This is a genomic window from Nostoc sp. C96 (assembly GCF_059384975.1).
On sequence record NZ_CM182020.1, the window covers coordinates 4522180 to 4536695 of the forward strand.

At 40.3% G+C, this 14516-nt stretch carries 14 protein-coding genes; 7 read left to right on the forward strand and 7 right to left on the reverse strand.

What is annotated here, in order from left to right:
- Window positions 1-11 precede the first annotated feature (11 nt).
- Window positions 12-1490 (reverse strand): serine/threonine protein kinase, encoded by a 1479-nt coding sequence (locus AC504W_RS19305; protein WP_494873856.1) that lies wholly within the window; start codon window positions 1488-1490, stop codon window positions 12-14.
- A 92-nt stretch (window positions 1491-1582) separates the two neighbouring features.
- Here AC504W_RS19305 and cbiT point away from each other — a divergent pair, with 92 nt between their 5' ends.
- Together cbiT and AC504W_RS19315 are read left to right on the forward strand one after the other, a co-directional pair.
- Complete coding sequence (cbiT, locus tag AC504W_RS19310) at window positions 1583-2185, forward strand: precorrin-6Y C5,15-methyltransferase subunit CbiT (RefSeq protein ID WP_494873857.1); 603 nt, start codon at window positions 1583-1585, stop codon at window positions 2183-2185.
- Window positions 2186-2323: 138 nt separating this feature from the next.
- Window positions 2324-3208: a phosphatidate cytidylyltransferase gene (locus AC504W_RS19315; RefSeq protein ID WP_494873858.1), complete on the forward strand. Its 885-nt coding sequence runs from the start codon at window positions 2324-2326 to the stop codon at window positions 3206-3208.
- Between the two features lie 58 nt (window positions 3209-3266).
- On the opposite strand, the gene AC504W_RS19320 is transcribed toward AC504W_RS19315, so the two are convergent.
- Window positions 3267-3980: an LmeA family phospholipid-binding protein gene (locus AC504W_RS19320; protein ID WP_494873859.1), complete on the reverse strand. Its 714-nt coding sequence runs from the start codon at window positions 3978-3980 to the stop codon at window positions 3267-3269.
- A gap of 140 nt (window positions 3981-4120) precedes the next feature.
- Here AC504W_RS19320 and AC504W_RS19325 point away from each other — a divergent pair, with 140 nt between their 5' ends.
- A complete protein-coding gene (locus AC504W_RS19325; RefSeq protein WP_494873860.1) occupies window positions 4121-4915 on the forward strand; it encodes a pseudouridine synthase in 795 nt (264 codons plus the stop codon).
- On the forward strand, window positions 4912-5712 hold the full coding sequence (locus AC504W_RS19330) for a helix-turn-helix domain-containing protein (protein WP_103126411.1): 801 nt from the start codon (window positions 4912-4914) through the stop codon (window positions 5710-5712). Before AC504W_RS19325 ends, AC504W_RS19330 begins: the two co-directional genes overlap by 4 nt.
- Before the next feature lie 95 nt (window positions 5713-5807).
- Here the strand turns inward: AC504W_RS19330 and malQ are convergent, their stop codons facing one another.
- Window positions 5808-7316: a 4-alpha-glucanotransferase gene (gene malQ / locus AC504W_RS19335; protein WP_494873861.1), complete on the reverse strand. Its 1509-nt coding sequence runs from the start codon at window positions 7314-7316 to the stop codon at window positions 5808-5810.
- Window positions 7317-7510: 194 nt separating this feature from the next.
- Between malQ and AC504W_RS19340 the strand changes: the two genes are divergently transcribed.
- Window positions 7511-7945 carry an NUDIX domain-containing protein gene (locus AC504W_RS19340; RefSeq protein WP_494878702.1) on the forward strand — a complete coding sequence of 145 codons (435 nt, stop codon included), beginning with the start codon at window positions 7511-7513 and terminating at the stop codon, window positions 7943-7945.
- The gene (locus AC504W_RS19345; RefSeq protein ID WP_494873862.1) at window positions 7878-9344 is read left to right on the forward strand and encodes a Rid family detoxifying hydrolase; all 1467 of its coding nucleotides are present in this window, start codon (window positions 7878-7880) and stop codon (window positions 9342-9344) included. The genes AC504W_RS19340 and AC504W_RS19345 overlap by 68 nt, the downstream gene beginning before the upstream one ends.
- Before the next feature lie 108 nt (window positions 9345-9452).
- Here AC504W_RS19345 and AC504W_RS19350 read toward each other — a convergent pair whose 3' ends face one another.
- Window positions 9453-9923: a hypothetical protein gene (locus tag AC504W_RS19350; protein WP_494873864.1), complete on the reverse strand. Its 471-nt coding sequence runs from the start codon at window positions 9921-9923 to the stop codon at window positions 9453-9455.
- Between the two features lie 292 nt (window positions 9924-10215).
- Here AC504W_RS19350 and AC504W_RS19355 point away from each other — a divergent pair, with 292 nt between their 5' ends.
- The gene (locus AC504W_RS19355; RefSeq protein WP_494873865.1) at window positions 10216-10959 is read left to right on the forward strand and encodes a class I SAM-dependent methyltransferase; all 744 of its coding nucleotides are present in this window, start codon (window positions 10216-10218) and stop codon (window positions 10957-10959) included.
- Between the two features lie 224 nt (window positions 10960-11183).
- Here the strand turns inward: AC504W_RS19355 and AC504W_RS19360 are convergent, their stop codons facing one another.
- From AC504W_RS19360 to radA, 3 genes are all read right to left on the reverse strand, one after another.
- Complete coding sequence (locus tag AC504W_RS19360; protein ID WP_494873867.1) at window positions 11184-11801, reverse strand: acyltransferase; 618 nt, start codon at window positions 11799-11801, stop codon at window positions 11184-11186.
- A gap of 151 nt (window positions 11802-11952) precedes the next feature.
- Window positions 11953-12687: a Uma2 family endonuclease gene (locus tag AC504W_RS19365; RefSeq protein ID WP_494873868.1), complete on the reverse strand. Its 735-nt coding sequence runs from the start codon at window positions 12685-12687 to the stop codon at window positions 11953-11955.
- Window positions 12688-12764: 77 nt separating this feature from the next.
- A complete protein-coding gene (radA, locus tag AC504W_RS19370) occupies window positions 12765-14345 on the reverse strand; it encodes a DNA repair protein RadA (protein WP_494879386.1) in 1581 nt (526 codons plus the stop codon).
- Window positions 14346-14516 lie beyond the last annotated feature (171 nt).

Sequence of the window (14516 nt, forward strand, 5' to 3'; positions counted from 1 at the left end):
AGCCAGTTTATTTATTGGTGCTGAATTGGTATATTTAACCAATCACTTAATTCATTGGCTAACCATAATAGTTCAACTTCTGATAAAACTATATCTGTGTTACCAGTAAGCGGATATTTTTTTACTCCAACCCAGATATCTAATTGTGCTGGCACAGTAGTTCGATTACCTTCTGCGTCTTTAATAAAATGCTGGGGAATATAAACTAACTTAGTGATATTTTCTTTTGGTGATGGTTTAGTCCGATGAAATGTCAAGCCTAACAAATTTTGGTGGAAGCTAACTTGCTCATGATCTATACGTAATCGCAGACTGCCAAATAACCCAAAGACTACGCCCCAAATCATCACAAAGCCAGCACTCCAAAAAGGCAGTGAGAACAGAACAAAGGGAATATTGATCGGAAAAGGTACGGCGATCGCATTTATCGTCCAAAATAAAATAAATGAATTCCAAGCGATCGCAAATGCCGCTGTAAATAGCATTGATGGTTTAAAACCACTGACTGGAATAGTAATTTCTAACACATCCCAATTCTTAATTAATTGAATTTTGCTCCCAGCAGGTTTGGAAACATCAATGGCTAGATTATTAGAAACCCAGTTATTTCCATCCCAATACCAATAACCTCTAATCCAGTCTGACAGGTTAATTTGTGCTGGTTGGGGTTTTTGTAAAAGTTTTGGATGTTCCAAAGCTGCAAGTGCTGCATTTGCCGAAATCAAGCGTCTGTCTAAACTGGGTTCAGTCATCCACTTTAACCACCGAGTCAAGCTCGAATCAAGATTAACTCCTGACTCAAACTGAATCCGAAAGTCTTTTTGGGGTAAATCAGCCGGGTGAGTTCCCGTAACTAAATATATTAAAGTTGCACCTAAGCTATAAATGTCAGATGCAGGTACAGTACGTCCACCAAATTGTTCTGGTGGCATATAACCGTAAGTACCTACTACCGTTCGTGTTCCGCCTTCAGCAGCCAGAACAGTTTGCACCGAACCAAAATCTACTAAATACACTTGACCGACACTATTACCAGAGCGCTCTCCCAATAAAATATTGCTAGGCTTAAGATCACGGTGAATCACAGGTGGATTTAAACCGTGTAGATAAGTCAAAATTTCTAAAACTGCTGTAGCTATCTGTTTAACTTCAACTTCTGTAAAACTCCGCCCAGATTTTAAGTATTGCTCTAAAGTTTGGGCTGGGATATAAGTTTGTACTAAGGCAAATCCTTTAATGGTAGGTGAATTTACCTCAAAATAGTCTAAATAGCGAGGGATAGCAGGATGTGATAAAGATTTTAATGTTTCGGCTTCACGCTCAAATAACTTGAGATCATCCCATTCAAAGTCACTATTAAATGAGAGTAACTTAATGATGACTAATGCTTGAGTTGTTAAATCACGAGCAACAAAAGTCCGCCGCCCTGCCTTTTTTCCTAACTGCTGTTGAATTTCGTAGCGATCGCCTAATATTTGCTCAGGGATCATGATTACTTATGACGCTACATCGCAAAAATTTTTATAGTTTATGGTTTATCCAATCAGACAAACCAATATCTTTAGTATAAATGTGTGTCTCTATGCCTTCCCAACATTGGCCTTATGTTACCCCTGGTATACCCGACGATTTATTCGAGCAATTACCAGGAATTCCCTTCAGCCAGCGAGAAGTGCGGCTGTTGTTAATTGCTCAACTCCGACTCAAACCTGATTCCGTATTTTGGGATATTGGTGCGGGAACTGGTACTATCCCGGTAGAAGTTGGCTTATTGTGTCCTCAAGGCAAGATTATTGCTGTAGAACGAGATGAAGAAGTAGCCAATCTAATCAAGCGTAACTGCGATCGCTTTGATGTCAAAAATGTTGAAGTTCTGGAAGGTAGCGCTCCAGAATGTTTACATAACATTAAGACAGTACCTCATCGCGTTTGCATTGAAGGTGGACGAGCCATCCAGGAGATTTTACAAGCAGTGTGGGATTATTTGCCACCATCAGGGCGAGTCGTCGCGACGGCTGGTAATCTAGAGAGCCTGTATGCCATTTCTCAAAGCTTTTCGCAGTTACGAGCAGTAAATATCGAAGTTGTTCAGTCTGCTGTTAATCGCCTGGAGACACGAGGGTTTTCTCAGACTTTTACAGCAGTTGATCCCATTTTTATCCTCAGTGGTGAGAAACTAGACTAAATCTAATAGATTTTAGATTTTAGATTTTAAATTTTAGATTGGGGATGATGTGATGGGTAATTACCAATTTTCCATCCCTAATCTTTAATACATAATTTCTAATCTAAAATCCAAAATCCAAAATCCAAAATACTTTCTATGCCTTGGTCTCGAATTATTAGTGGAATTATTGCGATCGCTCTTGCTTTGGTAGCCACCCTGTTAGGCGGATGGTATTTCACCATTGTGATTGCAGTCAGCATCTTTTTGGGTCAACTGGAATATTTTAATTTAGTACAGGCTAGAGGCATTGTCCCTGCTGCGAAAACTACTTTATTTGTCAGCCAAGCCTTGCTGATCATCTGTACAATTGACGGCAGTTTAGCTGATGCTGTGTTACCTCTGGGTGGAACTTTCATTTGTTTTTATCTGCTATTTCAGCCAAAAATGGCGACAATTGCTGACATTTCCGCTTCAATTATGGGACTATTTTATGTAGCTTATCTGTCAAGCTACTGGGTAAGACTCCGCGGGATTGGCAGTGCAGCCGTTAGCAATATTCTCTTACAAGGTTACTGGCCTAATTCTTGGACTGAGATTTTAGACCCAAAAAATTTATTTGCTTTACCGCCAGGGTTCACACTCACAATACTGGCGTTCTTATGTATTTGGGCAGCAGATATAGGCGCTTATGTAGTTGGCAAATTCTTCGGTAAAACTCGCTTGTCAGACATTAGCCCGAAAAAAACTGTGGAAGGCGCAGCCTTTGGCATTGCAGCCAGCGTTGCTGTTGCTATAGCAGGAGCTTATTATCTTCAGTTACCTAAATTTCTCTTCACAGGCGCAGCGTTGGGTTTACTGATTGGTATTGCTAGTCTGTTAGGCGATTTAACTGAATCGATGCTGAAGCGCGATGCTGGGGTAAAAGATTCGGGACAACTGATCCCCGGTCATGGCGGAATTTTAGACCGCACCGACAGTTACATTTTTACAGCGCCATTAGTTTACTACTTCGTCACATTGTTATTGCCGTTGATTAAGTGAAGGTAGAAGGCAGGAGGCAGGAGGCAGAAGGTATGAAGAATTTCATACTTCACACTTCCTACGGATTCACGTTAATCTTACCGCGGCATACCAATTGAGCCGGGATCACGCTGAGTTCTTGGATTTTCACATCAGAACCTAAATCTAAATGGTAATCTTCGTTACCTCCAACTAAAGGCGCACCATTTTCTAAAACTTGAATCTGTGATAACCGTAATTCTTGGTTACTCACTAAATTTAAATTTAAAGATATTTCCAGAGGTGTATTGTCACTGGGACATGTTAGTATAGCAGCCAGAATTATTCGATGATTCTCCAAAATAATTTTTTCCCAAGCTATTTGCTTGGATTTTAGGCAGTGTTCTGGTAAAAGTTTAACCAGTACTTCATTTAAAGCAGTCGATAATAGTTCGGATGAGACGGAACTGTTGAGATCTTTCTCATCTACGATTAGTTCGCCAACCACTGGTACTGTTGCCAACAGTCGTAAGGGCTGGCCTTTAAGTACTGCGCCTATGTTGACCTGAATATTCTCCGCTACGAGTTGAATTCGTGTAATATGGAGGCCTTGATAGACTGCATCGTTTGCAGAAATAGAAACCCAAGGAATACGACCAGAGAGAAGTTGGCGATCGCTCGCTTTAATATCCACCTCTAACTGGGATACATGACTCACTTGCGCTCTTAACCAGAGTTTGACTGCGGTTGTGAGGACATTTGTGATAATTCGTATTTTATTTGCACCTTTTGCTTGGGAATTTTTTTCAGGCATGGAAATATTTTGTTGATGAGTTATAGCACATCAACTAACTAAACTGAAACAAGCTTTAAATGTAACATTTATGGCGATTCAGTACAAAATGCAAATATTATTATTATTTAAAGGTTGAATAAAAAATAAGTAATTTCAACATGGAGGTAAGGTTACAAAAAGCTCTGTCTCAGTTAGGTATTGCCTCACGGCGAGAAGCGGAAGAAATGATTCGGCAATCGCGTGTGCAGGTAAATGGGGTATCAGCAAATTTAGGTCAAAAAGTTGACCCACAAAAAGATGCGATCGCTATTGATGGCAAATTAATTTCTGCCGCAGAACGTCCGCCTTTAAGATATTTGCTGCTACACAAACCACCAGGAGTAGTTTCGACTTGCGATGATCCTCAAGGCAGAAAAACTGTTTTAGATTTACTATCCAAGGAGTTACGTACAGGTTTAGGAATTCATCCTGTTGGTCGTCTAGATGCAGAGTCTACAGGCGCATTAATTCTCACAAACGATGGAGAACTTACATTTGGACTCACCCATCCAAGTCATAGTATTGCAAAAACTTATCGTGTTTTGGTCAAAGGCCATCCTTCACAAGCAGTAATCGAAAAGTGGTCTCAGGGTGTGATGTTAGATGGAAGAAAAACGCTGCCTGCTCAAGTAAATCTTATAGAAAGTTTTGCAACAAATAGCTGTTTAGAAATAGTTTTAAAGGAGGGCAGAAATCGCCAAATTCGTCGCGTAGCCGAGATTTTGGGACATCCAGTTATTAAATTACATAGAACTGCTATAGGCGCGATTAAATTAAAAAACCCCAAAGAAACCTTTTTACGTGAAGGTCAATATCGTTCTCTAAAGGATGAAGAAATTCGCTTTTTGCGAAAGAGCATTAAGCACAAAACTATTAAAGACTCAGCTGAGGTAAGGAGCGTAGCAAAAGCATGAAGTGGTTTAAGGTAAAAAGAAAAAATAATCAGCAGCCAACACTCACTCTAGAAGAACAACGAGCCGAAAAGCTGAAAGAATTGGGCGCTCAACTTTGGGCGGCGCGTCAAGAGAGGAGTTTGTCTCTAGAAGAAATGATGGTGATTACTAAAATTTCGCGGCGACTATTGCAGGCGATTGAAGAAGGTAATCTCGAAGATTTGCCAGAACCAGTTTATATTCAAGGCTTTATTCGGCAATATGCTGATGCGTTAGGTTTTAACGGTGCAGAATTTGCGAAGGCTTTTCCTGTGACTGCTATGGCGGTTGCTACCACAGCACCCGTTTCTGTGAATCGGTCGATGAAATTATTACGACCAGTTCATCTTTACTTGCTGTACATCTTTGTAATTATTTGCTCTGTTAGCAGTTTGTCTAAAGTATTAAACAGCGCTGAATTTAGTGCTGATAATAATCAGTCGCAACCAGAAGCTGTTTCACAGCCTGCACCTAATTCAGACAAGGAGAATACAACAGCCCAGTCTGTGAGCGATAATCAAGACAATCAAACTGTACAGATTGGTGTCACCTTGAAGGCAGCATCTTGGATTCGTGTAATTGCTGATGGTAAAACCGAGTTTGAGGGGGTTTTACCAGAGGGAAGCCATCGCGTTTGGAAAGCGCAAGAGCAACTAACAGTAAAAACTGATAATGCTGGTAGCGTGATGATGAGCGTTAATCAAGAAGAAGCCAAGCAAATGGGAGAACCTGGGAAACCAGAAGAAGTGAAAATTGCTGCGGCCAAGCCTCAATCTTAATTACGATGAGGGAGCGAAGAGGCTGGGGAAATGAGGTGCAGGGAGCAAGGGGGAAATATTCTCTCCCTTGCTCCCTGCCCCCTGCCCTATTTCCCTCATTTTTGTTTAGGAGCGCGGCCGTATAATTGGGTGAGAGTTTTTAAGCGATCGCGCAATTCTTGAGTTACTACATCTGAGTGATAGCGCCAGCCCCAATTACCTTCAGCCACACTGGGGAAATTCATTCGTGCGTCGGTTCCTAAGCCTAAAACATCCTGCAAGGGAATAATTGCTTGATTAGCAACGGAACTTAAAGCCAGGCGAATTAAATCCCAATGTACGCCTTCAGGACTAATACAACCTAAATAAAGTAAAAAGTTGCGTTTTTCGTAATCATTGGCTTTGTCAAACCAGCCCACTGTTGTGTCATTGTCATGGGTTCCGGTATAAACTACAAAATTTTGCGAGTAGTTAAATGGTAAAAATGGATTACCGGGATCAGAACCAAAGGCGAACTGTAACACTTTCATCCCCGGAAATTCATACTTGTCCCGTAGCGCTTCTACCTCTGGCGTAATTACTCCTAAATCTTCAGCTAATACAGGTAGTTTACCTAGCGCTTCTTTAATTGCATCAAACAATTCTTCCCCAGGCGCTTTCACCCACTCGCCATTAATCGCAGTTTCTTCACCTTGGGGAACAGCCCAATAAGCTTCAAATCCTCTAAAGTGGTCAATGCGAATCACATCTAAATAATCCAGCATTGCTTCAAAGCGACCTATCCACCACTTAAAATTCTGTTTTTGCAATTCTTCCCAGTTGTAAACCGGGTTGCCCCACAATTGACCAGTAGCACTAAAATAATCTGGTGGAACTCCCGCCATTAGTTTCGGTTCTCTGGTTTCTTCATCCAGACAAAAGATATCGGGATGCGACCACACATCGGCACTATCTTGCGCTACATAAATCGGAATATCGCCAATAATTTGAATGCCACTCATATTGGCATAAGCTTTGAGTTCCGACCACTCACGGAAAAATTCAAATTGGATGAATTTGTAATAAAAAATTTCCGCATTTAACTGCTGCTTTGCTTGCTCAATTGCGGCTGGTGCGCGCTTGACTAGTTCTGGTTCCCAAGTATGCCAGCTTGCCCCGTCATTGGCATCTTTCAGTGCCATAAATAAGGCATAATCATCTAACCAATAAGCTTTGCTGTCACAAAAACCTGCAAATTCAGTTTGTTGTAGAGGTGTTGCTTGGTTTTGAAAATTTTTGCAGGCTTTTTTGAGCAGTTGAGTTTTAATTCCTATAACTTTGTCGTAGTCGACCTGATAATTGTTAAATTCTGGCAGGTTAGCAAAGTCTTCGTCAGAGAGTAAACCTTGTTCTTGGAGCTTTTCGGGACTAATGATGAAGGGATTACCCGCCATTGCGGAATAAGCAGCGTAAGGAGAATTACCATAACCAGTTGGCCCCAAAGGCAAAACTTGCCAATATTGCTGGTAGCTTTCTCTGAGAAAATCAATAAACTTATAGGCTTCTAAGCCTAAATCACCAATACCAAATCGGCTGGGAAATGAGGTAGGATGCAGCAAAATGCCGCTGGATCTGGGAAAAGGCATATTTATTTAATTTCAAGTATAAGTCTGAAGGACACGCTGGGCGATCGCATTGAATCTACCACAGAACAGGAGGTTCTTTTTAGCAGAGTCAAGGGTCAATAGTCCAAAGTCTAAAGTAGTTCATTTTGACCATTGACTCTTGACCGTTGACCATTGACCATTGACTCTTGACCATTGACCATTGACTAATGACTATGAATTACCGCAATCCTGCTCCGACGGTTGATATCATCATCGAATTAATTGATCGACCACATCGGCCAATAGTGTTAATTGAAAGGCTTAATTCTCCGTTTGGTTGGGCAATTCCCGGTGGTTTTGTTGACTATGGCGAACCTGTGGAAGTAGCCGCAAAGCGGGAAGCTGAGGAAGAAACAAGTTTACAGGTGGAGTTAATTGAACAATTTTTGGTGTATTCTGACCCCAATCGTGATCCTCGTCAGCATACGATTAGCATTGTATTTTTGGCGACAGCTACAGGGGAGCCAAGGGCGGGAGATGATGCTAAGGGTATAGGTATTTTTGAGTCTTGGCTTGTGCCGAGTAATTTATGTTTTGATCATGACCGCATTCTGCGTGATTATTGGCGTTATCGGCATTATGGTATACGTCCACGGTTGGGGATTTAGAAACGAACCGCAGAGGCGCAGAGGACACGGAGAGAGGAATACTGGTGGCACGGAATCATGGAGATTATACTGTGTCAGTAGTATTCAAAGGTGCATTATGTATGCTGAGGAACTGTTAGAAAAATATGCCGCAGGGGAACGAAAATTTCATTCAGTAAATTTGAGTGAAGAAAATCTTCAAGGCTTAGACCTTAGTGAGATAGATCTATACAATTCAAATTTAACTGGATCTGATTTAAGTGGGACAACCTTAAAAAAAGGAAACTTTAATAGTACAAATCTTACTAAAGCATCTCTTAAAAATACAAAGTTAAATTCAGTCAGCGCTTCTTCAGCAACATTTTATTGGACAGACCTTAATGGTGCTGATTTAAGTTGGTCAAATCTTAGTAGTGCTAATTTAAATTATGCGAACTTAGAACAAGCGAAGCTGACAGGTATAAATCTAAGTAGTGCAAAATTAATTTATGCAAATCTAGATACGGCAGATTTGAGTGGAGCAAATCTTAGTAGTGCAGAGCTAAATGTAGCTTCATTAGCTGGAGCTAATTTAAGTAAAGCTAACCTAACCAAGGCAAATCTAGGTGATGCTTATTTAATAGGATGTGACTTAACTTTGGCAAATTTAACTGAAGCTATATTGGAAGATGCTAAACTCCAAAACACTAAATTTCATAGAGCAAATCTCTACAAAGTGAATTTGTCAGGGATGAACTTAACTGGTGTAGACTTTACAGCAGCATCTCTACAAAGTACAAACCTTATAAAATCAAGGCTCCAAGGCGCTAATTTAGAAAGAGTTAATCTGCGATTGGCAAATTTAACGAACGCAAATCTGGATGGAGCAAATTTGAGGAGGGCTGACTTAACTGGTGCTGATATTTATGGCGCAACCTTTATAGATGCTGACCTAACTGGTGCGATAATGCCTGATGGAGAAATTTATAAACCGATCGCCTCTGAGATGGAAGTCGGTAAACAGGTAGTATCGTTAGAAAAAGTAATATCTATGACACGGCAAGTTATTAATACTGATCAAGCACCTGCACCAGTGGGGCCATATAATCAAGCGATCGCAGCTTCTGGACAAATGATATTTGTGGCTGGACAAATTGCGATCGATCCCCGGTTGGGTGATGTTGTTTACACTGATGATATAAAAAAGCAAACTGAGCAAGTATTAGCAAATCTAGAAGCAATTTTAAAAGCTGCTGGGGCAACTTTTGCTGATGTTGTCAAGACAACTGTGTTTTTAGCTGATATGAATGATTTTGCGGCTGTGAATGCAGTTTACGCTAAATACTTCCCTGAAGATACAGCCCCAGCGCGTGCTTGTGTTCAAGTATCGCGTTTGCCAAAAGATGTCATGGTAGAAATTGATTGTATCGCAGTGATTTAAAACTAGTTGATCGGCAATAGCAATCCTATTGTGTTTGTGAGAATTGCGCTTATTCAGATCCCCGACTTCTCAAAGAAGTCGGGGATCTTGTTTCTCACGGATGTTTGCTTACTCATAAGTGTGTGGATGAGGAGGCTGAGGTTTTGTTAAAAATCTTGCCAGCCATGCTAAAACCATAATTAATAAACCAACAGATATTGGTCGTATTTGGTTTTGTAATAGCAGGATTTCTAAATCACTAAAATAACGGTTGAGCAGTTGGGAAATAAAAATAAAAGCTACTAACCAGAGGATGATGCCAATAGGAGTTAGGATTGCTAATAATCTAACTGTTTTATTAACTCTTCTGTGATTTTGCCAACGTAAAGCCAGCCAACATCCCAGTACTTCTCCAATCCACCAACCAAGAAATTGACCAATTACAGGTGGTATTAATCCTTCTAATTCAGCATTTGGCATAAATGTAATCACATAAATTCTGCCTAGATAACCACCTAAATATAAAAGTGATACAGCCCCGATTAAACTACCTATAATTGCTGCTAAGTATCCATTTGTATTGTTTCTAAATGACTGCATATTGTCTGCGACACTTACGCTGCGCTAACGGAGGTACTCTTCACAAAGACAGAATAACTGTCTTTGCTAAATAAAAACTTAGATGCACCCTAAGTCAAGCTTGAATCTTGCTCTTCTAATTGTCCGTAAAAGCCTCAAATTAAAAACTAACTCCTCAGTTTTGCTACGCAATTAAATTTGGGGTAGTTGAGTCTTTTTACGACAGAATTTTTCATTACTTACAAGAAATTTCTGCTTTTAATTTTATCGTATAGTATCATACTGAAGTCACACATATTATATTACCAAAATTATGCAAACATTACATACACCATCATTCCTAAGCACTTTTTGGGAAAGCTCCTTTAATTTGAAACAACATATACAAGGATTTCTGAACCTAGATTCAGTGTCGCTAGAAACAAAGTTAAAATGCAGTCAGCAACAAATGGCTGAGTTAGGTCATAAAGACTTCGATTGGGAGAAAGCAACCACTTTTTATCGTGAAAAAGTAAATGAACTCTATTTGTTTGAACTAGGCGCATGGCACTTAGGTAGTCAAAACTATATAGGTGATACTCTGCGTTTAATTGCCGATCATAGCCAAGGTCGAGTATTAGATTTTGGTGGAGGTATTGGTACTCACAGCATAGCCGCTGCTCTTTCTCCTCACGTTGAACAAGTAATCTATTGTGATATCAATCTGACTAATCGTGATTTTGTTGAGTACCGAGCTAAGGAATTAGGTTTGAACGATAAAATAAATTTCTGTCTCGAAATACCACCAGACATAAATTTTGATACTATTGTTTGCTTTGATGTTTTAGAACACTTACCAGACCCTAACCACCAACTATTACAGTTTCATAAACTTCTCAAAGATGAAGGTAAAATAATACTTAACTGGTGCTTTTTTAAAGGTTTTAATCAAGAACATCCTTTCCATTTAGATGACACAGAGATGATAAACAAATTCTTCAAGACTTTGCAAACTAATTATCTAGAAATTTTTCACCCTTATCAAATTACAGGTCGTTGCTATCATAAATGGAGCTAAAGTAAAGATTAATATTTACTTTATAAATTTAATCTAAAAATATTAGCCATTAATTAACCTAATTGAATGTCAATTGATATTGATAAATCCACACTAAATTTAGCTATTCAATTAAATTTGTCAGTCGTAAAACTTCAAAAACCCAGTTTATGAGTTTTAGCAAATTATCTAGGATGGATATTGCTCCAATATTAATCAGGCAGTTTCAGGAATTGATTTTTGTATTATCCTTCAACGTGGGAATTTGGAGATAAAACTCCAGCTTGATTTGCTTGCTCAAGCGCAAGGCGGTCATAGTGTTCTTTATCTCTATATTTAATGATTCTGCTAGGTTGACCGCCTACAATTGCTAAAGGTTCCACGTTAGAAGTTACAACTGTACCTGCTGCGATAATTGCTCCGTCTCCAATCGTAATACCGGGAATAATTAAGACATTGGCTCCAATCCAAACATTCTGACCAATCACTACAGGTTTATGAATATAAACATCATGTTCGTAAGGTAGAGCGTTACTTTGATAATTGTGATTTGCTGATAAGATGACAACGTTAAATCCGATTGTAGTGTTGTCACCAATTGTAATTCCACCACGACCATCTAATACAACGTTAGTACCGATGTAAATTTTATTGCCAAAGGAAACATTTTGCGGATGATCAATCCGAATATCATCTCTAAATCGCACACGAGAACCGACAGATTTTAATTGTTGCTTTAGTTGTTGATGTTTATATTTCTTGATTTTAGTTTGCAAGTATTCTTCCCACTTGACAATGTGAGGGATAAAAGATAGTAATATGCGCTCTAATTTATTTGTAATTTTATGGCTAATTTGTTTCATGGGTTTTTTGAAAGATTATTTTTAGTATTCCCTGAAGATTAGCGATCGCTTACAGTGTTAATAATATTAAAATCGCAAGTATACCCCGCCTTTCCGATTAGATGGGTGGGGTAATATACTTATACTTAGGCGAGAGGTATTCATCAAAACTCTAATCTTGAGGTTCAATACCTGCCGCTCGCAATTGTGCTGCTAGTCGTTCAGCACGTCGATGTTCTTGTTCAGCACGTTGTCGTTCTTGTTCTGCTAACTCAAAACCCCAGAATAACAGGTTTCCTTGTTCATCCCACCACCGCAACCAATGGCCTGTGCGGTTTTCACGAGTACCTTGCCAAACGCTAAGGGAAAGATTCATTTCGCTAATCCAGTAATGTTGGCTCTCGTTAGGGATTTGGATGGTGTATCTACCTGTATTGTTATCTAGGCGATAAACTTCTAAGTTACCGCTATCAGGTTCAAAGATGGCATAGTTTGGCACTTTTAAGATGCGCTCATAGAAAAACCATTTCCCAGGAGGATAGGTCGGTTTGGCAGAATACTCTGTTCCTTCTGTATCGGAAATAAATTCCATCACAATTGCGGGGATGTCGCCTTGCAGTTGGGGAGTATAGCTGCGGATTACTTCTGCTTTATCAACGGTGATTTTGGGAATATATGCCCAATCAGGAGCTTTAATGACCGTTTTTCCATCTAAAGTTGCACAAATCCCATAATTAGTTGATGTAAAAGCATTTTCAGGGATTTTTCCGGCGATTTGTAAGCTTTCGGTGAGGGCTGCGGCTATGGCTGGTTGGTTGATGTTATCCACTGGCTCATCTGGAAGAACGTAATCATCGGGTAGTTTTTCCCAAGTGACTTGGTAGTTTTGGGTGATGATGGCTGTCATGTTGAGTAGGGGTGTGGGGGGATAAGGGTGTGAGGGTGTAGGGGAGATTCTATAACCTGTTCCCTATCACCTATTACCTATTCGTCATCGTCTGGATCAAAATCGCTATCTTCTAGTGTTTGATGGGGAATGGCAGCAATAATCGCATCAATTACTTTGGATACTGGTAAGATTTCCAGGTTAAGGTCGGGAAATTTTGTGCCTTTGGGGACGATCGCACGTTTAAATCCCAATTTAGCTGCTTCTTTTAACCGCAGTTCCATCTGGGAAACGGCGCGGACTTGTCCACCCAAGCCGACTTCCCCAATTAATACTGTACCGGGATCGACGATGCGATCGCGGAAACTGGCAACAATGGCGATCGCTACTCCTAAATCTACGGCTGGTTCGACTACACTCAATCCACCCGCCGAAGCCACATAAGAATCTAGCTTTGACATGGGAATTCCCACACGCTTTTCTAAAACCGCGAGAATTTGGACTAAGCGGTTGTAGTCTACACCAGTACCGGCGCGTCGGGGTGAGGGGTAACTTGTCGGACTAACCAAGGCTTGCAATTCCACTACAATCGGGCGTGTACCTTCGCAAGCAACGACAATGGCTGTACCTGGCGCGGGATCATCTCGATTACCTAAAAATAACTCTGAAGGGTTAGAAACTTCTCGCAGTCCATGTTCTACCATTTCAAAGATGCCGATTTCGTGGGTAGCACCGAAACGGTTTTTGACTGTTCTTAATAAGCGGTGGGAAGCAAAGCGATCGCCTTCAAAATACAATACTGTATCTACTAAGTGTTCTAAAACTTTCGGCCCAGCGATCGCACCTTCTTTGGTGACGTGTCCGACAATTAACATCGTGATGTCTTCGTGTTTCGCCACTTTCATCAAGGCTGCGGTACATTCCCTTACCTGGGCGACAGAACCAGGTGCAGATGTCAGTGCGGGAAAAAACACGGTTTGAATACTATCAATCACCGCCACATTGGGTCTGAGAGAATCTATTTCCCGTAAAATTTCTTCTAAATCAGTTTCTGGTAAGACATACAAATCTGCACCTATACGCTCAGAGGAGTCTGTTACCGTTTCTACTTCTAATACTTCGGTATTTACTGTGACTGCCGATTCTTCTGTATCTAAGGCTGCTTCTGCTGCTGTGCCATTACCATTACCAACCACACTCACCGATTTAGAAACACCCAAACGCAACGCCCGCAATTTGACTTGCTGTCCTGATTCTTCTCCCGAAACATAGAGAATGCGGTATCTCTGCGCCAATTGATTTGATACTTGCAACAATAATGTAGATTTACCAATCCCTGGATCACCACCGATTAATACCATTGAACCAGGAACAACACCACCACCCAAGACTCGATCTAATTCTCCATAGCCAGATTCCCAGCGCGTGACTTGGCGATCGCTAATTTGATCAAATGTCAGCGATGCCCTTGGTTTTGCTGGTTTAGCATGAGATTTCCCATTATTTTGCTCCTTATGCCAACTGCCGACTCCCCCTCTTGTGGGTACATCAACGGAAGATTGTATGGCAATTTGTTCTTCTAAAGAATTGAAGGTTCCGCAATTAGGACACTTACCAAACCACTGGGGAGATTCTGCACCACATTCGTTACAAATGTAAAAGGTTTTAGGCTTAGGCATTCTTAAATCTTAATTAAGTTAATTAATCTTAATTTTTTCTTAATTCTTACAAAAAACTAAAGTCAAAGAAAACTGGTTTTTCCAGCATTTTTCAAATCAATTGTGGGAATGATATCTTAATATTATGGTATTAAAAATTAATCATGAAAAATTTTAGTTAAGGAGCGTTGA